We start from the raw sequence: 26,341 nt of genomic DNA, 5'->3' as shown, positions 1-26,341 counted from the left end.
CAGGTTAGGAAGAACGCATAACAACGATGGCGATGAAAAAGTTGCTCATAGCGTCGCTGCTGTTTGGCAGCGCCACCGTATACGGTGCAGACGGGTTCGTAGTGAAGGATATTCATTTCGAAGGCCTGCAACGAGTCGCCGTCGGTGCGGCGTTACTCAACATGCCGGTTCGCGTAGGCGATACCGTCTCTGATGATGATATCGGTAACACCATCCGTGCCTTGTTTGCCACTGGCAACTTCGAGGACGTTCGCGTACTGCGCGATGGTGATACGCTGATTGTTCAGGTTAAGGAACGCCCTACCATTGCCAGCATCACTTTCTCCGGTAACAAATCGGTGAAAGATGACATGCTCAAGCAAAACCTGGAAGCCTCTGGCGTCCGGGTTGGTGAAGCACTCGACCGCACCACCTTATCCAGCATTGAAAAAGGGTTGGAAGACTTCTACTACAGCGTCGGTAAATACAGTGCCTCGGTGAAAGCCGTTGTCACGCCGTTGCCGCGCAACCGTGTTGACCTGAAACTGGTGTTCACGGAAGGGGTTTCCGCCAAGATTCAACAAATCAACATTGTCGGCAACCATGCCTTCACCAACGATGAGCTGATCGCGCACTTCCAGTTGCGTGATGATGTGCCGTGGTGGAACGTGGTGGCCGATCGCAAATACCAGAAGCAAAAGCTGGCAGGGGACCTTGAGAGCCTGCGCAGCTTCTATCTGGATCGCGGCTATGCCCGTTTCAATATTGATTCGACGCAGGTCAGCCTGACGCCAGATAAAAAAGGCATCTATATCACCGTTAACATCACCGAAGGCGATCAGTACAAGCTTTCTGGCGTGGTGGTAAATGGCAACCTTGCCGGTCATTCGGCAGAAGTGGCTCAGTTGACCAAGATTGAGCCGGGTGAGCTGTTTAACGGCACCAAAGTGACCAAAATGGAAGATAACATCAAGAAGATGTTTGGCCGTTATGGTTACGCTTATCCTCGCGTACAGACTCAGCCTGAAATCAACGACACGGATAAAACCGTGAAGTTGAACGTCAACATCGACGCGGGTAACCGTTTCTATGTGCGTCGCATCAAGTTCGAAGGCAACGACACCAGTAAAGATTCCGTTCTGCGCCGCGAAATGCGCCAGATGGAAGGGGCGTGGCTGGGTAACGATCAGGTCGAGCAGGGTAAAGAACGTCTGAACCGTCTGGGTTACTTCGAGACGGTCGATGTAGAAACCCAGCGTGTACCGGGTTCCCCCGATCAGGTTGATATCACCTATAAGGTGAAAGAACGTAACACCGGGACGCTGAACTTTGGTGTGGGTTACGGTACCGAAAGTGGCGTCAGCTTCCAGGCGGGTGTACAGCAGGATAACTGGCTGGGCACGGGCTACTCTGTTGGCATCAGCGGCACCAAGAACGACTACCAGACCTATACCGAGCTGTCGGTGACCAACCCGTACTTCACCGTTGACGGTGTGAGTCTGGGCGGCCGTATCTTCTATAACGACTTTAAAGCGAATAATGCCGATCTGTCCGACTATACCAACAGCAGTTATGGTATCGACGGCACGCTAGGCTTCCCGATCAACGAGAACAACTCGCTGCGTGCTGGCCTGGGTTACGTCCATAACTCCCTGTCAGAAATGCAGCCGCAGATCGCCATGTGGCGCTATCTGAACTCGATGGGCGATTATCCTGACTTTAAGGATCGCGCCAGCTTTACAGCCGATGACTTCACGCTGAACCTGGGCTGGACCTATAATAATCTGGACCGTGGCTACTTCCCTACCCAGGGTAACCGCACTACGTTCAACACCAAGGTGACCGTGCCGGGCTCCGACAACTCATACTACAAGATGACGTTGGACACCGCGCAGTATATGCCGCTTAACGATGACAAGACCTGGGTGTTGCTGGGTCGTGGCCGTCTGGGCTATGCCGATGGGTTGGGCGGTAAAGAAATGCCGTTCTATGAAAACTTCTATGCGGGTGGTTCAAGTACCGTACGTGGCTTCCAGTCCAACACCATTGGTCCAAAAGCCGTGTACTACAACTCCAACTCGTATTCTTGCCAGTACGCGCCAGGCACCAGCACCGCTCAGCCGATTTGTAGCTCGAACGATGCGGTGGGCGGTAACGCCATGGCCGTGGCAAGCATGGAGTTGATCACGCCTACGCCGTTCCTCAGCGAGAAATACGCCAACTCGGTGCGTACTTCACTGTTTGTCGATGCCGGTACCGTGTGGGATACCCACTGGGAAAACACCGATCAGACGTTGATGTACGGGGTACCAGACTACAGCAAGGCGAGCAACATTCGCGTGTCTGCCGGTCTTGCGCTGCAGTGGATGTCTCCACTGGGGCCGTTGGTCTTCTCCTATGCGGATCCGATCAAGAAATACGACGGCGACAGGTCGGAGCAGTTCCAGTTTAACATCGGTAAAACCTGGTAATAACCGGTTTCACCTGTGGGCATAGCGGTACAAGAATCGCAAATGCCAGGCTTAAACCAGCTCATAGCGAGAGAAATCTCATTGTGTAATGTGATAAGTCTGGCAGATTGTGTACTTTCAAAAGTGTCATGTGACACAAATGGGTGATGGTAAGGAGTTTATAGTGAAAAAGTGGTTATGTGCCGCAGGCCTCGGTTTAGCAATGGCTGCTTCTGCAGGCGTTCAGGCAGCTGACAAGATTGCTGTTGTTAACGTTTCTAGCATTTTCCAACAGCTGCCGGCTCGTGAAACCGTAGCCAAGCAATTGGAAGGCGAATTCAAAGGCCGTGCAAGCGAACTCCAGAACATGGAACGCGATCTGCAAACCAAAATGCAGAAGTTGCAGCGTGATGGTTCTACCATGAAAGCCAGCGATCGCACCAAGATGGAAAAAGACGTGATGGCTCAGCGTGAGCAGTTCTCTCAGAAAGCGCAGGCTTTCGAGCAGGATAATCGTCGTCGCCAGATGGAAGAGCGTAACAAGATCCTGAGCCGTATTCAGGATGCTGTGAAAGCCGTTGCCAGCAAAGAAGGCTATGACGTCGTGATCGACGCCAACGCAGTTGCTTACGCAGGTTCTTCAAAAGATATTACTGCAGACGTGCTGAAACAGGTTAAATAACGCCATGCCTTCAATTCGACTGGCTGATTTAGCGCAGCAGTTGGATGCACAATTGCACGGTGATGGCGATCTCGTCATCACCGGCATTGCTTCTATGCATTCCGCACAGCCTGGCCAAATCACGTTTTTGTCAAACAGCCGCTACCAAGAGCAGCTGGCTTCCTGCCAGGCGAGTGCCGTGGTACTCACCGAAGCAGACCTACCACACTGCCGTAGCGCGGCGCTGGTGGTTAAAAACCCTTACCTGACCTATGCGCGTATGGCGCAATTGATGGACACCACGCCAGCACCCGCAGCAGATATCGCGCCAAGCGCGGTGATCTCTCCGCAGGCCAAGCTGGGGCAGAACGTTGCTATTGGGGCGAATGCGGTTATCGAATCCGGTGTTGAACTGGGCGATAACGTGGTCATCGGCCCGGGTTGCTTTATCGGCAAGCAGGCACGCATCGGCGCAGGTACGCGTCTGTGGGCCAACGTAACGATTTATCATGAAGTGGAAATCGGCCAGCACTGCCTGATCCAATCGGGAACGGTGATTGGTGCGGACGGTTTCGGCTACGCCAACGAGCGTGGCAACTGGATCAAGATCCCGCAGCTTGGCACGGTGATTATTGGCGATCGCGTTGAGATTGGTGCCTGTACCACCATCGATCGCGGCGCGTTGGATAACACCCAGATTGGGAATGGTGTTATCATAGATAACCAGTGTCAGATTGCACACAACGTGGTGATTGGCGAGAATACCGCCGTCGCGGGCGGTGTGATCATGGCGGGTAGCCTGAAAATCGGGCGCTATTGCCAAATTGGCGGCGCCAGTGTGATCAACGGTCACATGGAGATTGCTGACCAGGTAGTTGTCACCGGGATGGGAATGGTTATGCGACCAATCACCGAACCTGGGGTATACTCCTCTGGCATTCCGTTACAACCCAACAAAGTTTGGCGTAAAACCGCGGCGTTGGTGATGAATATCGATGAGATTAGCAAGCGCTTGAAAGCTGTCGAACGAAAAGTCGGAAAAGACTAATCACCACGGCCCGGGATGCTGGGTATAAAACGAAACGCGTTGGCAATGATGCCAAAAGCGCAAAGAGTTGTTAATTTGCGGCCTGCCTGATGATCTCCTTTTTGGGGTCAACGCAGGCCGTGTTGTTGATGCCATCAGTTTTTAGAGACAGGAAGAGTATTTTGACTACTGACACTCATACTCTAGATATTGCAGAAATTCTGGAACTGCTTCCTCACCGTTATCCATTCTTGCTGGTTGACCGTGTATTGGATTTCGAAGAGCATAAATATCTGCGTGCAGTGAAGAACGTATCCGTTAATGAGCCGTTTTTCCAGGGGCATTTCCCTGGTAAACCGATTTTTCCAGGCGTGCTGATTTTGGAAGCTATGGCTCAGGCCACGGGTATCCTGGCATTCAAGAGCGTGGGTAAACTGGAACCGGGCGAGCTGTACTATTTCGCCGGTATTGACGAAGCTCGCTTCAAGCGCCCTGTGGTGCCTGGCGACCAGATGATTATGGAAGTCACTTTCGAAAAAACCCGTCGTGGTTTGACCCGCTTTAAAGGCGTGGCGACCGTCGATGGAAAAATTGTCTGCGAAGCAACCATGATGTGTGCCCGCAGCCGGGAGGCATAATCCGTGATTGATAAAACCGCCTTTATCCATCCAAGTGCGATCGTTGAAGAAGGCGCCGTCATCGGCGCTGGTGCGCATATCGGTCCCTTCTGCTACGTCGGCTCCCAGGTGGAAATCGGCGCGGGTACGGTCCTCAAATCGCATGTGGTGGTGAACGGTATCACCAAGATTGGCCGCGATAACGAGATCTATCAGTTTGCCTCTATCGGCGAAGTGAATCAGGATCTGAAATACGCTGGCGAACCGACTCGGGTTGAAGTCGGCGATCGTAACCGCATTCGTGAGAGCGTCACCATTCATCGCGGTACTGCACAGGGAACGGGCCTGACCAAAGTCGGTAATGACAACCTGCTGATGGTCAACGTGCACGTTGCTCATGACTGCGTAGTGGGCAATTCCTGCGTGTTGGCCAACAACGCCACGCTGGCTGGTCACGTGGAGATCGACGATTTCGCCATCATTGGCGGCATGACCGCGATCCACCAATTCTGTGTGATTGGTGCCCATGTGATGGTCGGTGGTTGTTCCGGTGTCGCTCAGGACGTACCGCCTTTTGTCATCGCGCAGGGTAACCACGCGACGCCATTTGGCGTGAACGCCGTTGGCCTGAAACGCCGTGGTTTTGATAAGGATGAAATGCAGGCGATCCGCAATGCCTACAAGATCCTCTATCGCAGCGAGAAGACCTTCGACGAGGCTAAAGCAGAGATCGAAACCCTGGCGCAACAGCAGCCAGTGGTGCAGCAGTTCCTCGATTTCTTTGCGCGTTCTACCCGTGGGATTATTCGCTGAGTTATGCCAAATCGTCCATTGACTATCGGATTGGTCGCCGGGGAAACCTCCGGTGATATTCTGGGTGCCGGATTAATTCGTGCGCTTAAGACGCACTACCCAAGCGCCCGCTTTGTCGGTGTTGCTGGCCCGCTGATGCAGGCCGAAGGGTGTGAAACCTGGTACGAAATGGAAGAGCTGGCGGTGATGGGCGTGGTAGAGGTGCTTGAGCGTCTGCCACGCCTGTTGAAGATCCGCAAGGATCTGACCCGCCGGTTCAGTGAGCTGAAGCCTGACGTATTTGTCGGTATCGATGCGCCAGACTTCAACCTCACGCTGGAAGGCCGCCTGAAACAGCGCGGTATCCGCACTATTCACTATGTCAGCCCGTCCGTGTGGGCCTGGCGTCAGAAACGCGTTTTCAAAATTGGTAAGGCGACCGATCTGGTGTTGGCGTTCCTCCCTTTCGAAAAAGCGTTTTACGATCGTTTCAACGTCCCTTGCCGCTTTATCGGGCATACCATGGCCGATGCGATGCCATTGCAGGCGGATAAGCTGGCCGCACGCGCTACGCTGGGCATTGACCCGGCCGCTCGCTGTTTGGCATTGCTACCCGGCAGCCGTAATGCCGAAGTGGAAATGCTCAGTGGCGACTTCCTGCGTACCGCTCAACTGCTACGCGAGCATTATCCCGATCTGGAAGTGGTGGTGCCTTTGGTCAACGCCAAGCGCCGTGAGCAGTTTGAGCGTATCAAGGCAGAGGTCGCACCGGAGCTCAAGGTTCACCTGCTGGATGGCAAAGGCCGTGAGGCGATGGTGGCCAGCGATGCGGCTCTGTTGGCTTCCGGCACCGCGGCGTTAGAGTGTATGTTGGCAAAATGCCCGATGGTGGTGGGCTACCGCATGAAGCCATTTACCTTCTGGCTGGCGGAGCGGCTGGTGAAAACCCCGTATGTCTCATTGCCTAACCTGCTGGCGGGGCGTGAAATCGTCACCGAACTGCTGCAACACGATTGTGTACCGGATAAGCTGGCCGCGGCGTTATTGCCGTTGCTGGAAGACAGCCCGCAGGCGGAGCTGTTGAAACAGACCTTCCTTGAATTGCATCAGAGTATTCGCTGTGGTGCCGATGAACAGGCCGCTCAGGCTGTGTTGGAGCTGGCAAAAGCATGATGGAACCCTTTGTTTACCCTGCCGCCCGGCTGTTTGCCGGTGTGGATGAAGTGGGGCGCGGGCCTTTGGTGGGTGCCGTTGTGACCGCTGCGGTGATCCTCGATCCGGCACGGCCGATTGTTGGCCTGGCGGATTCCAAAAAGCTCAGCGAGAAGCGCCGTCTGGCGTTATACGACGAGATCGTGGAAAAGGCGCTGTCCTGGAGCCTGGGGCGGGCTGAGCCGGTCGAAATCGACCAACTGAATATCCTGCATGCCACCATGCTGGCGATGCAGCGCGCGGTAGCGGGTTTGCATATCGCCCCGGACATGGTGTTGATTGACGGCAACCGTTGCCCCAAATTGCCGATGCGCTCGTTAGCGGTGGTGAAAGGGGATAGCCGGGTGGCGGAAATCAGTGCCGCATCAATTCTGGCGAAGGTGACCCGCGATCGCGAAATGACCGAGCTGGATGCGATTTTCCCGGATTACGGCTTTGCCCAACACAAGGGCTATCCCACCGCGTTCCATCTGGAAAAGCTGGCCGTGTTGGGGGCTACCGAGCATCATCGCCGCAGTTTTGCCCCGGTAAGACGGGCGCTGGAGTCTGGCTCGTCAGCTAAGTAACCAAGCCGCATAGTTCACACGATGCTTAATATTACGCCCCCTCTTCTTTTGGGAGAGGGTCGGGGTGAGGGGAAATGGCTACGGTGATCTTCCCCACACCCTAATGTAACCCTGGTTCAGTTTGCTGAACCCCAACACGTTGGTATCTGGATATGGCCGAACCTCGTTTTATTCATCTGCGCGTGCACAGTGACTACTCCATGATTGATGGATTAGCCAAGATTGGCCCGTTGGTGAAAAGAGCTGCCGCGTTAGCCATGCCAGCCTTGGCCGTCACCGACTTCACCAATATGTGTGGTCTGGTGAAGTTTTATGGCAGTGCGCACGGTGCCGGGATCAAGCCGATCATCGGTGCGGATTTCCATGTACAAAGCGAAGAGCTGGGCGATGAGCTGGCACAGCTTACCGTGCTGGCAGCCGATAACGTTGGCTATCAAAACCTCACACTATTAATCTCCAGGGCGTATCAGCGCGGTTATGGCCCGGCAGGCCCGGTGATCGATCGCGACTGGCTGATAGAACATCGCAGCGGGTTGATCCTGCTTTCCGGTGCACGCATGGGCGACGTCGGCAAGTTTCTGCTGCGTGGCAACCAGGCCCTGGTCGATCAATGCCTGGAGTTTTACCAGCAGCATTTCCCGGACAGCTATTATCTCGAACTGATCCGCACCGGCCGTGGGGATGAAGAGAACTATCTGCACGCCGCCGTAGCCCTGGCGACCGAACGTGGGTTGCCGGTAGTCGCCACCAACGATGTCCGTTTCCTGGTGGAAGATGACTTTGACGCCCATGAGATCCGCGTAGCGATCCATGATGGCTTTACGCTCGACGATCCCAAACGCCCGAAAAACTACAGCCCGCAACAGTACATGCGCAGCGAAGAGGAGATGTGCGAGCTGTTTGCCGACATCCCGGAAGCGTTGCTAAACAGCGTGGAAATTGCCAAGCGCTGTAACGTCACCATCCGTCTGGGCGAATATTTCCTGCCACAGTTCCCCACCGGCGATATGACCACCGAAGATTTCCTGGTGCTCAAGTCCAAAGAGGGGTTGGAAGAACGCCTGGAGTTCCTGTTCCCGGATCCGGAAGTTCGTGCCGAGCGCCGTCCTGAATACGATGAGCGTCTGGATCTGGAACTGAAAGTGATCAACCAGATGGGATTCCCGGGTTACTTCCTGATCGTAATGGAGTTCATCCAGTGGTCGAAAGATAACGACGTGCCGGTAGGCCCGGGCCGTGGCTCTGGTGCCGGTTCGCTGGTGGCCTATGCGCTGAAAATCACCGATCTCGACCCGCTGGAATTTGACCTGCTGTTCGAACGCTTCCTGAACCCGGAACGTGTCTCGATGCCCGACTTCGACGTCGACTTCTGCATGGAAAAACGCGACCTGGTCATCGAACACGTGGCGGACATGTATGGCCGAGAGGCGGTATCGCAGATCATCACCTTCGGTACCATGGCGGCGAAAGCGGTGATCCGCGACGTGGGGCGCGTGCTGGGCCACCCTTATGGCTTCGTTGACCGTATCTCCAAGCTGGTGCCGCCCGATCCGGGCATGACGCTGGAAAAAGCCTTTGCTGCAGAGCCGCAACTGCCGGAAATCTATGAGGCAGACGAAGAGGTCAAAGCGCTGATCGACATGGCACGCAAGCTGGAGGGTGTGACGCGTAACGCCGGTAAACACGCCGGGGGCGTGGTGATTGCGCCAACCAAGATCACCGACTTTGCCCCGCTCTATTGCGATGCCGAAGGTAACCACCCGGTCACCCAGTTTGACAAGAACGACGTGGAATACGCCGGGCTGGTCAAGTTCGACTTCCTCGGTCTGCGTACTCTGACCATCATCGACTGGGCGTTGGAGATGATTAATGCCCGTCGTGCCAAGACCGGGTTGGAACCGATAGATATCGCGGCCATTCCGCTCGATGACAAGAAAAGCTTCGACATGCTGCAACGCTCGGAAACCACTGCGGTATTCCAGCTTGAATCGCGCGGCATGAAGGATTTGATCAAACGTCTGAAGCCCGACTGCTTCGAAGACATGATCGCACTGGTGGCGCTGTTCCGTCCCGGCCCGTTACAGTCCGGCATGGTAGATAACTTTATCGACCGTAAGCACGGGCGTGAAGAGATCTCCTATCCTGATATCCAGTGGCAGCATGAATCGCTGAAGCCGGTGCTGGAGCCAACCTATGGCATCATCCTGTATCAGGAACAGGTGATGCAGATCGCTCAGGTGCTGGCTGGCTATACGCTGGGCGGCGCGGACATGCTGCGTCGCGCCATGGGTAAAAAGAACCCGGTCGAGATGGCCAAGCAGCGTGGCGGTTTTGAAGATGGTGCGAAATCGCGCGGCATTGACGGCGAACTGTCGGTAAAAATCTTCGATCTGGTAGAGAAGTTCGCGGGTTACGGCTTTAACAAATCGCACTCCGCTGCCTATGCGTTGGTGTCTTACCAGACGCTGTGGCTGAAGGCCCACTATCCGGCCGAGTTTATGGCTGCGGTCATGACCGCCGATATGGATAACACCGATAAGGTGGTGGGGCTGGTGGATGAGTGCTGGCGCATGGGCCTGAAAATTCTGCCGCCGGACATCAACAGCGGGCAGTATCACTTCCACGTTAATGACGAGGGTGAGATCGTCTATGGCATCGGCGCCATCAAAGGTGTAGGGGAAGGGCCGATCGAAGCGATTATCGAAGCGCGTAATTCCGGCGAGCAGGGGTATTTCAAAGATCTGTTCGACCTGTGCGCCCGCTCCGATATTAAAAAGCTCAACCGACGTATTCTGGAAAAGCTGATCATGTCTGGGGCGTTCGATCGTCTGGGGCCACACCGTGCCGCGTTGATGAACTCCCTGGGGGATGCGCTCAAAGCGGCCGATCAGCACGCCAAAGCCGAAGCCATCGGCCAGGCGGATATGTTTGGCGTGTTGGCGGAAGCGCCGGAGCAGGTGGAACAATCCTACGCTAACGTTCCCCCTTGGCAGGAACAGGTGGTGCTGGATGGTGAACGGGAAACGCTGGGGCTGTATCTTACTGGCCACCCGATCACCCAGTACCTCAAAGAAATCGAACGCTATGCCGGTGGCCAGCGTCTGAAAGATATGCACCCGACGGATCGCGGCAAGATGACTACCGCCGTCGGGTTGGTGATTGCTTCCAAGATCATGATGACCAAACGCGGTAACCGCATCGGTATTTGTACGCTGGATGACCGCTCTGGCCGTCTGGACATCATGTTATTCACCGATGCCTTGGAAAAATACCAGCATTTGTTGGAAAAAGACCGTATCCTGATCGCGACTGGACAGGTCAGCTTTGATGACTTTAACGGCGGGCTTAAAATGACCGCTCGTGAATTAATGGACATCAGTGAAGCACGTGAAAAATACGCTCGCGGGCTTGCTATCTCGCTGACGGACAGGCAAATTGATGACCAGCTTTTGAACCGTCTCCGTCAGTCTTTGGAACCCCATCGCTCGGGGACGATTCCAGTGCATCTCTACTATCAACGGGAAGATGCACGGGCAAGATTGCGCTTTGGTGCAACTTGGCGCGTGACGCCGACCGACCGCTTGTTGATAGATTTGCGGACCTTGGTAGGTAATGAGCAGGTGGAACTGGAATTTGACTAAAATAGGAATGCTATGAGTCTGAATTTTCTTGATTTTGAACAGCCGATTGCAGAGCTGGAAGCGAAAATTGACTCGCTGACCGCAGTCAGCCGTCAAGACGAAAAATTAGATATTAATCTGGACGAAGAGGTTCAGCGCCTGCGTGAGAAGAGCGTTGAGCTGACGCGCAAGATTTTTTCCGATCTTGGGGCCTGGCAGATTGCCCAATTGGCACGCCACCCGCGCCGTCCTTATACCCTGGATTATATCAAACACATCTTTACCGACTTTGAAGAGCTGGCAGGCGATCGCGCCTATGCCGATGACAAAGCCATTGTCGGTGGTATTGCGCGCCTCGATGGCCGCCCGGTGATGATCATTGGTCATCAGAAAGGGCGTGAAACCAAAGAGAAAATCCGCCGCAACTTCGGTATGCCGGCACCGGAAGGCTATCGCAAAGCGCTGCGCCTGATGGAAATGGCCTCCCGCTTCAAGATGCCGCTGATCACCTTCATCGACACCCCAGGTGCTTATCCTGGCGTGGGCGCGGAAGAGCGTGGCCAATCTGAGGCGATCGCCCGCAACCTGCGTGAAATGTCTCGCCTGAATATCCCGGTGATCTGCACCGTGATCGGCGAAGGCGGCTCCGGCGGGGCATTGGCGATTGGCGTTGGCGATAAAGTGAATATGCTGCAGTACAGCACCTATTCGGTGATCTCGCCGGAAGGCTGCGCCTCGATCCTGTGGAAAAGTGCCGATAAGGCACCGATTGCCGCAGAAGCAATGGGCATCACTGCACCGCGCCTGAAAGAGCTGAAGCTGATCGATTCTGTGATCCCAGAGCCTTTGGGCTCTGCTCACCGCGACGTACCGGCAATGGCGGCTTCGTTGAAAGCCCAACTGTTGGCGGACCTGGCGGATCTGGATGGCCTGAACAACGAAGAGTTGCTCAACCGTCGCTATCAACGGCTGATGAACTACGGCTATTGCTGAGTTTGTACGCCTGATGACTAACCGCCTCCGGGCGGTTTTTTTATGCGCGTAAGACAGCCTCGGCTTTTTATGTTGTTATAAGCTATTGGTAGTTAACTAAAGGATAGCTGCGATGAATATCATTGCGATCATGAGCCCGATGGGCGTTTATTACAAAGACGAGCCTATCCGGGAGCTGCACGTGGCGCTGGCCTCAATGGGCTTCCAACTGGTGTTCCCGAAGAACAGCGGCGATCTGCTCAAGCTGATCGAACACAATGCGCGTATCTGCGGGGTGGTGTTCGACTGGGACGAATACAGCCTGGAGCTGTGCAGCGAAATCAACGAGCTGAATGAATACCTGCCGCTGTATGCGTTTATCAACACTCACTCCACCTTCGATGTCCACCTGCACGAAATGCGTATGGTGCTCTATTTCTTCGAGTATGGTCTGAACGCTGCCGACGATATCGCCCAGCGCATTCGCCAGTATACCGATGAGTATATGGACACCATCACCCCACCGCTGACCAAGGCGCTGTTCACCTATGTCAAGGAGGGGAAATATACCTTCTGTACGCCGGGCCATATGGCAGGCACCGCGTTCCAGAAAAGCCCGGTGGGCTGCCTGTTCTACGATTTCTTTGGTGCCAACACCCTGAAGGCGGATATTTCCATCTCGGTGACGGAGCTCGGCTCGCTGCTGGACCACACCGGCCCGCATCTGGAGGCGGAAGAGTATATTGCCCGCACGTTCAACGCGGAACAGAGCTATCTGGTGACCAACGGCACTTCGACCGCCAACAAGATTGTCGGCATGTATTCGGCACCTGCCGGTAGCACGGTGCTTATTGACCGTAACTGCCATAAGTCGCTGTGTCACCTGCTGATGATGTGTGACATCGTGCCGATTTATCTGCGCCCGTTGCGAAATGCGTACGGTATTTTAGGCGGCATTCCCCAGCGCGAATTTACCCGCGACAGCATTGCCGAGCGGGTGGCAAGCACTGTCAACGCCAGTTGGCCGGTACATGCGGTGATTACCAACTCTACCTATGATGGCCTGTTGTATAACACCGATTATATCAAGCAAACGCTGGACGTGGCGTCGATCCACTTCGATTCGGCCTGGGTGCCTTACACCAATTTCCACCCGATTTATGACGGCAAAAGCGGCATGAGTGGCGATCGCATCCCGGGCAAGGTGATCTATGAAACTCAATCAACCCACAAGCTGCTGGCGGCGTTCTCTCAGGCTTCGATGATCCACATTAAAGGGGATTATGATGAGAACACCTTTAACGAAGCTTACATGATGCACACCACCACTTCGCCGCATTATGGCATTGTGGCTTCAATGGAAACCGCTGCGGCGATGCTACGTGGCAATCCGGGGCGGCGCATGATTAACCGCTCCGTGGAGCGAGCCCTGCATTTTCGCCGTGAAGTGCAACGCCTGCGTGCCGAGAGTGACACCTGGTTCTTCGATATCTGGCAGCCGGAAGAGATTGACGAGGCACAGTGCTGGCCGTTGAACCCAGACGACAACTGGCATGGCTTTGGCCAGACCGACAGCGATCATATGTATCTGGATCCGATCAAGGTCACCATTTTGACGCCGGGGATGAACGAACTGGGTGAGCTGGAGGAAAGCGGGATCCCTGCCGCGCTGGTAGCGAAATACCTGGATGAACGTGGGATCGTGGTGGAGAAAACCGGGCCGTACAATTTGTTGTTCCTGTTTAGCATTGGCATCGACAAGACCAAGGCGATGAGCCTGCTGCGCAGCCTGACGGATTTCAAACGTGCTTACGATCTTAACCTGCGGGTGAAGAACATGCTGCCGGATCTGTATGCTGAAGATCCGGACTTCTACCGCCATATGCGCATTCAGGATCTGGCTGCCGGGATCCACCAACTGATCCGCCAGCACGATTTACCGGGCCTGATGTTGCGTGCGTTTGACGTACTGCCGGAGATGAAGCTGACGCCTTATGAGATGTTCCAGCAGCAGGTGCGCGGCAATGTAGAAACCTGCGAGATTGACCAGTTGGTCGGCAAGGTGGCGGCGAACATGATCCTGCCCTATCCGCCGGGCGTGCCGGTCGTGATGCCGGGGGAGATGATCACCGAAGAGAGCCGCGCGGTGCTCGATTTCCTGCTGATGCTGTGTTCGATCGGCGAACACTATCCAGGTTTTGAAACCGACATCCACGGCGCTAAACTGACCGAGGATGGGCGCTATCTGGTGAAGGTGCTGAAAACCGATTAGATAAGAATGTCCTCTCTCCTACAGGGAGTGGGGACCGATCGTGCCACATCCTGACTTTTGTATCCGGGTTGGAGGGGAAATAAAACGTGCTACAGATCGACTCCCATACCTGACTACGGCTCTGTACAGGGAGAGGGTTGGGGTGAGGGGTCACAAATTAACTTACGGAGTTCATCCATGTTGGCATTACGACAGGTTCACCATATAGCGGTGATTGGTTCTGATTACGCCGCCAGTAAGCACTTTTACTGCGATATCTTGGGGTTCACCTTGCTAGCGGAATATTACCGTGAAGAACGTGACTCTTGGAAAGCCGATCTGGCGCTGAACGGTCAATACGTCATTGAACTGTTTTCCTTCCCATCTCCCCCAGCCAGGCCGAGCCGCCCGGAAGCTTGTGGCCTGCGTCACCTGGCATTCAGCGTAGAGGATATCCAGGCATCGATTGCGCATTTACAGGCCGCTGGAGTCGTTTGCGAGCCGGTTCGGGTCGATCCCTATACCCAATCCCGCTTTACCTTTTTCAGCGATCCTGACGGATTACCGCTCGAATTATATGAACTATGAATGCTTAATCTGCTGAGAACGGCCCAAGTTATGGGCCGTTATGCTATCATCGCGCCCTTGCCCTCAGTGTCCACAGAGTTATTTCCGCCATGCAAGAGCCTGTTTTCCGCGTCGGGGAGTGGCTGATCACCCCGGCCGACAACCGCATAAGCCGTGATGGGCGTCAACGGACGCTGGAACCGCGCCTGATCGATATGTTGCAGTACTTCGCTCAGCACCCGGACGTGGTGCTCAGCCGCGACGAGCTGATTGATAACATCTGGAAGCGCAATATCGTCACCAACCATGTGGTGACCCAGTGTATTTCGGAACTGCGCAAATATCTGAAAGACGGCGATCCAGACAGCCCCGAATACATCATCACCGTCCCTAAACGCGGTTATAAACTGACGGCACCGGTCATGTGGTGTGAGGAAGGGGAAGACGCGCCGCCGTTGGTACCCCAGGTGGCCGTGGTGATGCATGAGCCAGAAGATGGCAGCGAGGAAGAGGCTCCCGCCTATGTCCCGCCGCGTCCGGCTACCAAGCCAAAGACCCTGTTACCCACTGCGGCAGGTCGTTTTTATCAACGCTCACCCTTTTGGGTCTGGCTGACTTTCCTGGCGGCGCTGTCTGCCTGCGTCGCCTTTGTCGGTATTGCGACCCTGTCTCAGCGCATACCTGTGTCCACCATGCCGGTGTTGCTCAACCCACGTGATATCGATATTCGTATCCAGGGTGGTAACAGCTGCAGCAACTGGACGCCACAGCTCTCTTATGTGGTTGGCGTGAGTGAACTGGTCACCGACGCACTGAATACCTATTCCACGTTCCTGGTGCACGATCAGACCAACTACAACTTTGCCGGGCCGAGCAGCTCCGGCAAGTCGCTGTATATCGAGTTCGTCAATCAACGCCATTACCGTGCCCAGCAATGCTTCCTGTCGGTGCGGCTGGTGGATAATGCCGACAGCTCGATCATGCTGGATAAGCGCTACTTTATTACCACTGATAATCAGCTAAAAATTCAGCAGGATTTCCTTACCAGCCTGTCGGCGGCGTTAAAACAGCCTTGGCCGCAGCAACTGGCACAGCGTTTGGCGCTGCTGCTGCCGCAAAATGGCCCGGCGCTGCAGCGTTTCTATCAGGCACATCAATTGCTGGTACAGGGAGATGCGGACTCACTGACCCGCGCCAGCAGCCAATTGGCGGCGATAATCAAAGCCTCGCCGGATTTTGAGTATGCCGTTGCCGAAAAAGCGCTGGTGGATTTGCTGCGTAATTCCTACCAACCTCTTGATGAGGCCGAGCTGGCACAGCTACGAACGGAAATTACCCGCCTGGAGGCGTTGCCGATATTGGCTGATTCCCCCATCTTGCAGCAGATAGTGACCGTCGATGCGCTTTCCCAAGGGAAAACGGATGAGGCTTACCGCGCCATTAATAAAGCTATCGATCTACAGATGTCATGGTTGAACTATGTATTACTAGGCAAAGTCTACGAAATGCAGGGCCATAACCATCAGGCTGCGGATTCTTATATTACTGCCTTCAACCTTCGCCCCGGTGAAAATACGCTGCATTGGATCCGTAATGGTGTATTCCAGACCTCAGTCACCGCAGTTGTTCCTTATTTAGACAACTACGACACACAAAAATAACTCCATTGCCAACCGTTGGCACAAATACAGCGACACTATAAGCCAAGGCAGGTGGGAGCCATACGGTTACGACCGTTGAGCGCAAGGATGCGCGATTCGAGCCCCCAGAAATGGATTTACGGCGCGTCGGTGTTCTGCATGACTCCCATCGGCTTCCCTCTTGACTACCGCCACTTCGTGCCAGTATCCTGTTGTTTATAAACAATGTTTACCTTTTCTTTAGCTCATGCTGCCACCTTGATATTTTCACCATAAACCTCAAGTTGTCATTTGTAGGATCATGAGCGTAATTTCACCTTATCTTTAGGACTTTATTTTGGCCTATCGTTAGCATCCTGATTATCAAGTCTGTTCATTAATCTCGCTTCTTAATGCTCAGCACTTATCAGCATCGATAATCAGGAGAAACTGACCATGGCTTCATCCAAGAAAATAGGGCTTATTGCCTGCACCGGCGTCGTCGCCGGTAATATGATGGGGAGCGGGATTGCCTTATTACCGGCAAACCTGGCAAGTCTGGGGTCTATCGCCATCTGGGGATGGGTGATTTCTATCGTCGGCGCGATGTCATTGGCTTATGTTTACGCCCGCCTGGCGACTAAAAACCCACAGCAAGGCGGGCCAATTGCCTATGCGGGGGAAATCTCCCCGGCGTTTGGTTTCCAGACTGGCGTGCTTTACTACCATGCCAACTGGATCGGTAACCTGGCAATCGGTATTACCGCCGTTTCTTATCTTTCGACTTTCTTCCCCGCGTTGAATAATCCAGTTCCGGCCGGGATTGCCTGTATCGCCATCGTCTGGATATTCACCTTTGTCAATCTGCTGGGGGGTACCTGGGTCAGCCGCTTGACCACGCTGGGTCTGGTACTGGTCTTGATCCCGATAGTGATCACCGCCGTGGCCGGTTGGCACTGGTTTGATGTTGCAACCTATCAAGCCAACTGGAATACCTCCGGTACCACCGACAGCCATGCAGTGGTGAAAAGTATCCTGCTCTGCCTGTGGGCGTTTATCGGCGTTGAATCCGCCGCCGTCAGCACCGGGATGGTGAAAAATCCCAAACGCACCGTACCACTGGCGACCATGCTCGGTACTGGCCTGGCAGGGATTATCTATATTGCCGCCACTCAGGTGATGAGCGGGATGTTCCCTGCAGCGCAAATGGCTGCCAGTGGTGCTCCCTTCGCCATCAGCGCCTCCGCCATTATGGGCAACTGGGCAGCTCCGATGGTATCCGCTTTCACCGCCTTTGCCTGCCTGACCTCGTTGGGTTCCTGGATGATGCTGGTAGGTCAGGCCGGGGTGCGTGCAGCCAACGACGGCAACTTCCCGAAAGTGTATGGCGAACTGGATAAAAACGGCATTCCGAAGAAGGGCCTGCTGTTGGCAAGCTGCAAAATGACCGCGCTGATGGTGTTGATCACCGTGATGAACTCCAGCGGCGGCAAAGCTTCCGACCTGTTCGGCGAACTGACCGGGATTGCGGTGCTGCTGACCATGCTGCCTTACTTCTACTCCTGCGTTGACCTGATCCGCTTTGAAGGTGTCAACGTGCGTAACCTGCTGAGCCTGGTGGCGTCGGTACTGGGCTGTGGGTTCTGCTTTATCGCCCTGATGGGCGCCAACTCCTTCGAACTGTCCGGCACCTTTATCGTCAGCCTGATCATCCTGATGTTCTATGCCCGCAAAATGAATACCCGCCAGGTTGCCAAAGCAGCCGCTGCGGTCAACGACAGCGCCACGGCCAAAGCGCACTGAGATTGCGTGCTCTGACCCACTGAATTTACCCAGCCCCTTTCTTTCCGACCTGTCAGCCGCGACGGGAAGGGGCCCGCTTTGCCTGGAGAAATGATTATGAACGTTATTGCCATCATGAATCACATGGGTGTCTACTTCAAAGAAGAGCCGATCCGCGAACTGCATCAGGCGCTGGAAAGCCTGGACTTCCGCATCGTCTACCCTAATGACCGCGAAGATTTATTAAAGCTGATCGAAAACAATGCCCGCCTGTGCGGCGTGATTTTCGACTGGGACAAATACAACCTTGAGCTGTGCGAAGAGATCAGCCAGCTCAATGAATACATGCCGCTGTATGCCTTCGCCAACACTTATTCGACGCTCGATGTCAGCCTCAACGATCTGCGTATGCAGGTGCGTTTCTTCGAATATGCGCTGGGCGCGGCAAAAGATATCGCCGCCAAGATCAAACAGAACACCGACGAGTATATCGATGCCATCCTGCCGCCGCTGACCAAGGCGCTGTTCAAATACGTGCGTGAAGGCAAATATACTTTCTGTACTCCAGGCCATATGGGCGGCACTGCCTTCCAGAAAAGCCCGGTAGGCAGCCTGTTTTATGACTTCTTCGGCCCGAATACCATGAAGTCTGACATCTCCATTTCGGTTTCCGAACTGGGTTCGCTGTTGGATCACTCCGGCCCGCACAAAGAGGCTGAAGAGTACATTTCCCGCGTGTTCAATGCCGAACGCAGCTACATGGTGACCAACGGCACCTCCACCGCCAACAAGATTGTCGGCATGTATGCCGCTCCGGCCGGCAGCACCGTGCTGATCGACCGTAACTGCCACAAATCATTGACCCATCTGATGATGATGAGTGACATCACGCCGATTTACTTCCGGCCAACCCGTAATGCCTACGGTATTCTCGGTGGCATCCCGCAGAGTGAATTCAGCCGTGCCACCATCGCCAAACGGGTGAAAGAAACGCCGAACGCCAGTTGGCCAGCGCACGCGGTGATCACCAACTCCACCTACGATGGCTTGCTGTACAACACCGATTTCATCAAACAGACTCTGGATGTTAAATCGATCCACTTCGATTCTGCCTGGGTGCCTTACACCAACTTCCATCCGATCTATAAAGGCAAATGCGGCATGAGCGGCGGCCGGGTTGAAGGCAAGGTGATCTATGAAACCCAGTCGACCCACAAACTGCTGGCGGCGTTCTCGCAGGCTTCGATGATCCACGTTAAGGGTGACATCAACGAAGAGACCTTTAACGAAGCCTATATGATGCACACCACCACCTCGCCGCATTATGGCATCGTGGCGTCCACCGAAACCGCCGCTGCGATGATGAAGGGCAACGCCGGTAAGCGCATGATTAACGGTTCCATCGAGCGTGCCATCAAGTTCCGTAAGGAGATCAAACGGCTGAAAGTGGAGTCCGAAGGCTGGTTCTTTGACGTCTGGCAGCCGGAGCATATCGATGAGCCAGAATGCTGGCCGCTGCGTTCCGACAGCGCCTGGCACGGCTTCAAAAACATCGATAACGAACACATGTATCTCGACCCGATCAAAGTGACCATCCTCACCCCAGGGATGAGCAAAGAAGGTGAGATGCAGCCGTTCGGTATCCCAGCCAGCCTGGTAGCCAAGTACCTGGATGAACGCGGCATCATCGTGGAGAAAACCGGCCCGTACAACCTGCTGTTCCTGTTCAGCATTGGTATCGATAAAACCAAAGCGTTGAGCCTGCTGCGTGCGATGACCGATTTCAAACGCTCGTTCGATTTGAACCTGCGAGTGAAAAACATGCTGCCATCGCTGTATCAGGAAGCGCCTGAGTTCTATGAAAACATGCGCATCCAGGATCTGGCGCAGAACATCCATCGCCTGGTCGAGCATCACAACCTGCCGGACCTGATGTACCGTGCGTTTGAAGTGCTGCCAACCATGGTGATGAACCCTTACCACGCCTTCCAGAAAGAGCTGCACGGCGAAGTGGAGGAAGTCTATCTGGAGGATATGGTCGGCAAGGTCAATGCCAATATGATCCTGCCTTATCCTCCAGGCGTGCCGTTGGTGATGCCGGGTGAAATGCTGACCGAAGAAAGCCGCCCGGTGCTCGAGTTCCTGCAAATGCTGTGTGAAATCGGCGCGCATTATCCGGGCTTTGAGACCGATATTCACGGGGCTTACCGCCAGCCGGATGGTCGCTACACGGTGAAAGTGTTGAAAGCGGAATAATGGCATCACAGGGGAAAGCACAGACGCTTTCCCCTTTGTTATCCTGATGGGAGTACACCATGAAAACACCCTCACAGCCGCGCGCTATCTACTACGTCGTTGCGATACAAATCTGGGAGTATTTTAGTTTTTACGGCATGCGCGCGTTACTGATCCTCTACCTGACCCACCAGCTAGGCTACTCCGATAGCCACGCCATCACCCTTTTCAGCGCTTATGCCTCTTTGGTTTATGTCACCCCCATTCTGGGCGGCCTGCTGGCCGATCGCCTGTTGGGCAACCGCGTCTCGGTGATTGCCGGGGCGGCCTTGATGACCTTGGGCCATATCGTATTGGGGCTGGGGGCGGTGTCGGCCAACTCCCTTTATCTGGCGCTGGGCATCATCATCTGCGGCTATGGCCTGTTTAAATCCAATATCAGTTGTCTGCTGGGAGAGCTGTACCAGGCGCAGGATCCACGGCGGGAAGGCGGGTTTTCTCTGCTGTATGCCGCGGGGAACGTTGGCTCGATCCTGGCTCCGATCGCCTGTGGGTTGGCTGCTGAACGCTATGGCTGGCACGTCGGCTTTGCGTTGGCGGGGATAGGGATGTTTGCCGGGCTGATGATTTTCCTGTCGGGGAACAAGCACTTTCGGCATACGCGCGGGGTGAATATCCCGCTGATACAGTCCACTACGCTATGTTTGCCGCATTGGTTCTGGCTGGTGGCTGGGGTACTGTGTGCTCCGCTGTTTTTCGCGCTGTTGTTCATTCACAACTGGGCCGGGTATCTGCTTGGCGTGGTGTGCGCCGCTGCGGTGGTGATCGTCATGCGTATCCTCTGGCGGGTGAGTGGTGAGCAACGGCGAGCATTATGGCAAATCATCATCTTGATGCTGCTGGGGACGCTGTTTTGGGCCTTTGCCCAACAGGGCGGCAGTTCGATCAGCCTGTTTATCGATCACTTTGTTGACCGGCAATGGTTCTCTTGGTCGGTGCCTACGGCGCTGTTCCAGTCGATAAACGCCTTTGCTGTGATGCTCGGCGGCGTGCTGCTGGCCTGGCTGATGCGTAGCAGCCAGGGAAACGCTCAGACCGTGCGCATCTGGTGCAAGTTTGCCTTTGGCCTGCTGCTGATTGCCGTGGGCTTTATGCTGATGGCATTAAATGCGCGCTGGGGGCAATTGCATGGTCAGGCATCGATGGGGATGATGGTAGCCGGGCTGGCGGTGATGGGATTTGCCGAACTGTTTATCGATCCGGTGGCGATGGCCCAAATCACCCGCTTGGATATTCCTGGTGTCACCGGCGTGCTGACCGGTATTTATATGCTGGCGACGGGCTCGGTGGCTAATTACCTCGCGGGCCTGATTGCCAACCAGACCACTGAAAGCCAACTGGGTAATGCGATGATTGAAGCTTACGGCAAGGTTTTTACCCAGATTGGCTGGGGAGCCGCAGGCTGTGCGGCCTTGGTGCTGGCGGCTCTGGTGCTGTGGTGGGGAATGACCCGGCGCAATGATAGCGCGGTTAATGCTTGATTGATGGCGGTGGGCTGGTTAACGTGCAGTTATGTAGATGTCACTAAGCTCAATTGATGAAGACCCACCACCTCCTGACACAGATTGCCGACCATCTAGGGGCTGAGCGCCAACTGCTGCTGGCGTTCAGCGGCGGTCTGGATTCCAGCGTACTGCTGCACCTGCTGGTGCTGTTGCGCCAGCAGCAACCGGACATTGCCCTGCGCGCGGTGCATGTGCACCATGGCCTGAGCCGTTTTGCCGATAATTGGGTGGCACACTGCCAGCAGCAATGTGAACTTTGGCAGGTTCCGCTGGTAGTGCAACGTGTACTGCTTGAGGGACGGCCTGGAGGTATTGAGGCAGCGGCCCGTTCGGCCCGCTATGCTGCTTTCGCAGAAACGTTGGCCGTAGACGAGACTTTGCTGACGGCGCAGCATCTTGACGATCAATGTGAAACCTTCTTGCTGGCCTTAAAACGGGGCAGCGGCCCTGCGGGACTGTCTGCCATGGCCGCACAAACCCGTTTGGGTAACAATCCCTTATTGCGCCCGTTGTTGGGAATATCGCGCCAGCAGTTAGAAGCCTACGCACACCAGCATAAACTGCAGTGGATCGAGGATGACAGCAATCAGGATCCCCGCTTCGATCGCAACTTCTTGCGTCTGAACGTTTTGCCGATAGTGAATCAACGTTGGCCGCATTTTGCTGCCGCCACCGCACGCAGCGCTGAATTATGTGCCGAGCAGGAGCAACTGCTTGATGAGCTGCTGGCCGAGCAATTAACCCAACTGCTGGATGGCGAAAACTCGCTCGCTATCGCCGAATTGGCTACCAGCTCTGCTGCCAGGCGCTATGCTTTGCTACGGCGCTGGATTGGGCTGTTTGGTGTCACCATGCCTGCGCGAGATAGCTTGCATCGGCTATGGCAGGAAGTGGCATTAAGCCGGGAAGATGCCGAACCGCAGCTGCAACTCGGGAACTACCAGATCCGCCGTTTTCGCCAGCGCTTGTACCTGCTACCGCTGATGGCTGATCTGAGCGGCACACGATTGACCTGGCCTAATGAGGCTCCACTGGAATTACCAGACGGACTGGGTACTCTGTACGTGGGCGAAGGTAAATGCCTGGTACGCGCCCCTTTAGAGCATGAGTCGGTCAGCGTGCGCTTTACCGCCAAGGGCAGGGCGCGGATTGTTGGCCGTGCCGGTTCACGTCCGATCAAAAAACTGTGGCAAGAGTTGGCTATTCCACCGTGGCAGCGTGAACGTATCCCGTTGCTCTATTATGATGAGCAGTTAATCGCTGCCGTGGGCGTATTTATTACTGAGGAAGGGCAAGCGTCTGCGGGGCAACCGGCCTGGCGGCTTGGCTGGAAAAAAAATAATAACAATCTGCTGTGAGGAGTGGGCAATGAAATTGGTGAGCGTAATGGTAGTGATGGCCAGCGTACTGAGTTTTTCCGCGATGGCGGCGGGCGATGCGGCGGCAGGGAAGAATAAATCGGCCAGTTGCATGGCCTGCCACGGCGCGGAAGGCAAGGTTTCGGTACCTATGTACCCGAACCTGGCCGGGCAGAATCAAATGTACCTGGAGCACTCTTTGCAGGCTTACAAGAAAGGGGACCGCTCTGGCGGGCAGGCGGAAGTGATGAAGGCCTATGTCTCGGGTCTGTCGGATGAGGATATTGCCGACCTGGCAGCCTATTACGCCAGCCTGAAGCCTTAAATGACGAGGGCAGCCCGTGGGCTGCCCTGTGGAGATGGCGTTACCGCAAAGTCAGTCTGACAGGCTGACAACCACGGTACCGATTTCCGGATGACTGAAACTGAGGATGTGATCCAGACGCAAGCTGAGAGCACTTCCGGCCTGATCGACAATCAGGTACTCAACGCCCTTGGTAAATTTCAACTCGGTGGCAATGCCTTCGAACTTCTCTCCGTCGCGTAACTCTAGCTTCAGAATGTAGTTATGCTGACAGGCGAGTTCCAGGCTTTCATAGTCATCGCAATTGATGGATTGGTACTCATCATTCATCAACATGGTCGCTCACCAATAAGTTAGCGGCGGCAAATGCCGCCTGTTCCCTAACGGAGGACGGCAGCTCGCTATTCGCGGCAACCTCGTCCAATGCCTTTAACACACATGCTAGTGCATCCGGCACGTAGCCTAGATCTCCACTGCCGATCTGAGCGTAAAAACGTCGTACTAACTCACAGTATTGTTGCACAATGGCCTCCCTTTAGGATCTCTGCATTATTGCCACGCAGGCTGCAATAAGGCACAGACACTCGGGGTTAAATCCTATCTAAAGGACTATAGCACAGGTGTTAGGGAGTTATTAGTTCCTCTTTTTGGGCATTAGTCCACTCCTGATGCTCCCCGTGCTGGCTGCGGGCTGCCCTGATCAAGTACAATGTGGCCTGTTAATAATGAGGTTACCCATGGCGCTGAAAGCAACAATTTATAAAGCCACGCTCAATATCGCTGATATGGATCGTCACTTTTACTGTGATACCACACTCACCCTGGCCCAGCATCCTTCAGAAACCGAACAGCGCATGATGCTGCGCCTGCTGGCCTGGATCTGCCATGCCGATGAGCGCCTGGTGTTTACCAAGGGACTGAGTGCGGAAGACGAGCCGGAAATCTGGCGGCGCAACGACCATAACGGGCTGGAAATGTGGATAGAGCTGGGGCTGCCGGATGAGAAGCGCATCAAAAAGGCCTGCAATCAGTCACCTAGGGTGGTGCTTTACGCCTATGGTGATCGTGCCGGGCATGTCTGGTGGCAGTCTATGCAGAGCAAAGTCGCCAACCACAAGAACCTGAGTATTCGTTTTCTCGATGATGAACAACTGTCCCGCTTGACCGCGTTAGCCAGCCGCAATATGACGCTACAGGCCACGCTGCAGGAAGGGACCATCTGGCTGTCAGACCTTCAGAATAGTCTGGAAATTCAATTTGCCGAATGGCAGCAGGCGCAGGAATAACCGGTGCTGGAACTGTCAAGAAACGTAGCCATACCGGACAACGAAATAGAATTAACGGCGATCCGCGCGCAGGGTGCGGGTGGTCAGCATGTGAATAAAACCTCAACGGCGATCCATTTGCGCTTTGACATCCGGGCATCCAGCCTGCCAGAGTACTATAAAGAACGGCTGTTGGCGCTTAACCATCATTTAGTGACCGGTGATGGGGTGGTGATTATCAAAGCGCAGGAATATCGCAGCCAGGAAATGAATCGTGAAGCGGCACTGGCCCGGCTGGTGGCGCTGATCCAGCAGGCGATGGTGGTCGAAAAGACGCGTAGGGCAACCAAACCCAGTAAAGGGGCCAAATTACGCCGTCTTGAAGGCAAGGTGCGCAAAGGTGCCACCAAGGCACTGCGCGGCAAGGTTCAGCCTTAGCCTACGCCGTGGATATCAATGGATGACAACAGGAGAATAACTTGAAGCAAATAACTATCGCCCTGTTTTTAGCGGCAGGAGCCCTTTCATTGCTGGGATGTAACAATCAATACCAGCCAAAAGAACAAGCGCTTCAGCCGATGCAGCAGAGCTATCAGGGCTTATTGCCTTGTGCGGACTGCTCCGGGCTGGACACATCGCTGTTCCTCGATGAGGACGGCACCTTTGTGTTGCAGGAAACCTATCGTGGCGCTAAAGATGGCGATCAAACCTTTGCCAGTTACGGCACATGGGCGCGTACGGCAGATAAGCTGGTGCTGACCGAAAGCAACGGTGAAAAACGTTATTTCCACCCGGAAGGCAAGCAATTGAGAATGCTGGACCGCAGTGGAGCACCGATTGTCTCCCAGCTTAATTATGTACTGTCGCCGGTGACCAAAGCCTTGCCGAAAACGCCGATGCCGTTGACCGGGTTGTATACCTATATGGCCGACGCGGCGGTATTTAAGGATTGTGCCACTGGCAAAACCTTCCCGGTAGCGAATAATATCGCGCTCGAGCAGGGCTATTTGAAGGCTCAGCGGGCGCCGGGCGAACCGGTATTCCTGATGTTGAACGGGCATTTCAGCGTGCAGCCTTCCATGGAAGAAGGGCAGATGCAAAAAGCGCTGATCCCGGAACCCGGTGGCAAGATCACTTTCGACAGCAGCAAGAGCTGTGCTAACTGATTCCCCTCACCCTAACCCTCTCCCACAGGGAGAGGGAGCTGCCCGGAGTTCTTGATGAGTTCGTGCGGCTTCGGAATGTAGGGAGTAGGAACAAAAAGTTAAGGTATTACGCAGAATAATCAGCGAACTCGAGCGGTTCCCACTCCCTCTCGATTAGTTCGTGCGACTTTGGAATGTAGGAAGTAGGAACCAAAAAATAAGGTATTACGCAGAATAATCAGCGAACTCGATCGGTTCCCTCTCCCTCTCGATTAGTTCGTGCGACTTTGGAATGTGGGGAGTAGGAACAAAAAGTTAAGGTATTACGCAGAATAATCAGCGAACTCGATCGGT

Annotated in this window: 22 protein-coding genes; 20 read left to right on the top strand and 2 right to left on the bottom strand. The window is 54.7% G+C overall.

Annotation, left to right across the window (positions count from 1 at the left end; genetic code table 11):
• The first annotated feature begins 26 nt into the window (after positions 1-26).
• The 17 genes from bamA (at position 27) to N6G83_RS38370 (ending at position 23,598) form a co-directional block, all read left to right on the top strand.
• Positions 27-2,450 carry an outer membrane protein assembly factor BamA gene (gene bamA, locus N6G83_RS38450; protein WP_074031351.1) on the top strand — a complete coding sequence of 808 codons (2,424 nt, stop codon included), beginning with the start codon at positions 27-29 and terminating at the stop codon, positions 2,448-2,450.
• Positions 2,451-2,613: 163 nt separating this feature from the next.
• The gene (gene skp / locus N6G83_RS38445) at positions 2,614-3,111 is read left to right on the top strand and encodes a molecular chaperone Skp (protein WP_024529509.1); all 498 of its coding nucleotides are present in this window, start codon (positions 2,614-2,616) and stop codon (positions 3,109-3,111) included.
• Positions 3,112-3,115: 4 nt separating this feature from the next.
• A complete protein-coding gene (gene lpxD / locus N6G83_RS38440) occupies positions 3,116-4,138 on the top strand; it encodes a UDP-3-O-(3-hydroxymyristoyl)glucosamine N-acyltransferase (RefSeq protein ID WP_024529510.1) in 1,023 nt (340 codons plus the stop codon).
• A 161-nt stretch (positions 4,139-4,299) separates the two neighbouring features.
• The gene (gene fabZ, locus N6G83_RS38435; RefSeq protein ID WP_021179919.1) at positions 4,300-4,755 is read left to right on the top strand and encodes a 3-hydroxyacyl-ACP dehydratase FabZ; all 456 of its coding nucleotides are present in this window, start codon (positions 4,300-4,302) and stop codon (positions 4,753-4,755) included.
• 3 nt (positions 4,756-4,758) lie between these two features.
• The gene (lpxA, locus tag N6G83_RS38430; RefSeq protein WP_024529511.1) at positions 4,759-5,547 is read left to right on the top strand and encodes an acyl-ACP--UDP-N-acetylglucosamine O-acyltransferase; all 789 of its coding nucleotides are present in this window, start codon (positions 4,759-4,761) and stop codon (positions 5,545-5,547) included.
• 3 nt (positions 5,548-5,550) lie between these two features.
• On the top strand, positions 5,551-6,699 hold the full coding sequence (gene lpxB / locus N6G83_RS38425; protein ID WP_024529512.1) for a lipid-A-disaccharide synthase: 1,149 nt from the start codon (positions 5,551-5,553) through the stop codon (positions 6,697-6,699).
• Entirely contained in the window at positions 6,696-7,304 is a 609-nt protein-coding gene (gene rnhB / locus N6G83_RS38420) for a ribonuclease HII (protein ID WP_024484324.1), read from the top strand. Before lpxB ends, rnhB begins: the two co-directional genes overlap by 4 nt.
• Before the next feature lie 152 nt (positions 7,305-7,456).
• A complete protein-coding gene (dnaE, locus tag N6G83_RS38415; RefSeq protein ID WP_024529514.1) occupies positions 7,457-10,945 on the top strand; it encodes a DNA polymerase III subunit alpha in 3,489 nt (1,162 codons plus the stop codon).
• A gap of 12 nt (positions 10,946-10,957) precedes the next feature.
• Complete coding sequence (accA, locus tag N6G83_RS38410) at positions 10,958-11,917, top strand: acetyl-CoA carboxylase carboxyl transferase subunit alpha (protein ID WP_021806103.1); 960 nt, start codon at positions 10,958-10,960, stop codon at positions 11,915-11,917.
• 112 nt (positions 11,918-12,029) lie between these two features.
• Entirely contained in the window at positions 12,030-14,168 is a 2,139-nt protein-coding gene (locus N6G83_RS38405; RefSeq protein ID WP_211134372.1) for a lysine decarboxylase LdcC, read from the top strand.
• 177 nt (positions 14,169-14,345) lie between these two features.
• Complete coding sequence (locus N6G83_RS38400) at positions 14,346-14,735, top strand: VOC family protein (protein WP_211134373.1); 390 nt, start codon at positions 14,346-14,348, stop codon at positions 14,733-14,735.
• Between the two features lie 89 nt (positions 14,736-14,824).
• Positions 14,825-16,375, top strand: a complete 1,551-nt coding sequence (gene cadC / locus N6G83_RS38395; protein ID WP_211134374.1) for a lysine decarboxylation/transport transcriptional activator CadC — start codon at positions 14,825-14,827, stop codon at positions 16,373-16,375.
• Between the two features lie 414 nt (positions 16,376-16,789).
• Entirely contained in the window at positions 16,790-18,136 is a 1,347-nt protein-coding gene (cadB, locus tag N6G83_RS38390; RefSeq protein WP_024485571.1) for a cadaverine/lysine antiporter, read from the top strand.
• Between the two features lie 96 nt (positions 18,137-18,232).
• A complete protein-coding gene (cadA, locus tag N6G83_RS38385; protein ID WP_021806099.1) occupies positions 18,233-20,371 on the top strand; it encodes a lysine decarboxylase CadA in 2,139 nt (712 codons plus the stop codon).
• Positions 20,372-20,430: 59 nt separating this feature from the next.
• Positions 20,431-21,891 carry a dipeptide permease DtpD gene (gene dtpD, locus N6G83_RS38380; protein ID WP_065684176.1) on the top strand — a complete coding sequence of 487 codons (1,461 nt, stop codon included), beginning with the start codon at positions 20,431-20,433 and terminating at the stop codon, positions 21,889-21,891.
• Between the two features lie 56 nt (positions 21,892-21,947).
• On the top strand, positions 21,948-23,273 hold the full coding sequence (tilS, locus tag N6G83_RS38375) for a tRNA lysidine(34) synthetase TilS (RefSeq protein ID WP_211134375.1): 1,326 nt from the start codon (positions 21,948-21,950) through the stop codon (positions 23,271-23,273).
• A 10-nt stretch (positions 23,274-23,283) separates the two neighbouring features.
• On the top strand, positions 23,284-23,598 hold the full coding sequence (locus N6G83_RS38370; RefSeq protein ID WP_211134376.1) for a c-type cytochrome: 315 nt from the start codon (positions 23,284-23,286) through the stop codon (positions 23,596-23,598).
• 51 nt (positions 23,599-23,649) lie between these two features.
• On the opposite strand, the gene rof is transcribed toward N6G83_RS38370, so the two are convergent.
• Positions 23,650-23,907, bottom strand: coding sequence for a Rho-binding antiterminator (gene rof / locus N6G83_RS38365; RefSeq protein WP_223499701.1), 258 nt, complete (start codon positions 23,905-23,907; stop codon positions 23,650-23,652).
• Positions 23,900-24,100: a YaeP family protein gene (locus N6G83_RS38360; protein WP_024529521.1), complete on the bottom strand. Its 201-nt coding sequence runs from the start codon at positions 24,098-24,100 to the stop codon at positions 23,900-23,902. The genes rof and N6G83_RS38360 overlap by 8 nt, the downstream gene beginning before the upstream one ends.
• 214 nt (positions 24,101-24,314) lie before the next feature.
• On the opposite strand from N6G83_RS38360, the gene N6G83_RS38355 reads away from it, so the two are divergent.
• Genes N6G83_RS38355 through nlpE form a run of 3 tightly spaced genes read left to right on the top strand, consistent with a single transcriptional unit; the run spans position 24,315 to position 26,008 of the window.
• On the top strand, positions 24,315-24,863 hold the full coding sequence (locus N6G83_RS38355; protein WP_065685544.1) for a YaeQ family protein: 549 nt from the start codon (positions 24,315-24,317) through the stop codon (positions 24,861-24,863).
• 3 nt (positions 24,864-24,866) lie between these two features.
• A complete protein-coding gene (arfB, locus tag N6G83_RS38350) occupies positions 24,867-25,280 on the top strand; it encodes an alternative ribosome rescue aminoacyl-tRNA hydrolase ArfB (RefSeq protein WP_024485567.1) in 414 nt (137 codons plus the stop codon).
• A gap of 41 nt (positions 25,281-25,321) precedes the next feature.
• On the top strand, positions 25,322-26,008 hold the full coding sequence (gene nlpE / locus N6G83_RS38345; protein WP_074031343.1) for an envelope stress response activation lipoprotein NlpE: 687 nt from the start codon (positions 25,322-25,324) through the stop codon (positions 26,006-26,008).
• Positions 26,009-26,341 lie beyond the last annotated feature (333 nt).

The organism is Serratia sp. PL7 (assembly GCF_945957435.1).
The sequence above is the reverse complement of the archived record's forward strand: the minus strand, read 5'-3'. Positions and strand labels throughout refer to the sequence as shown.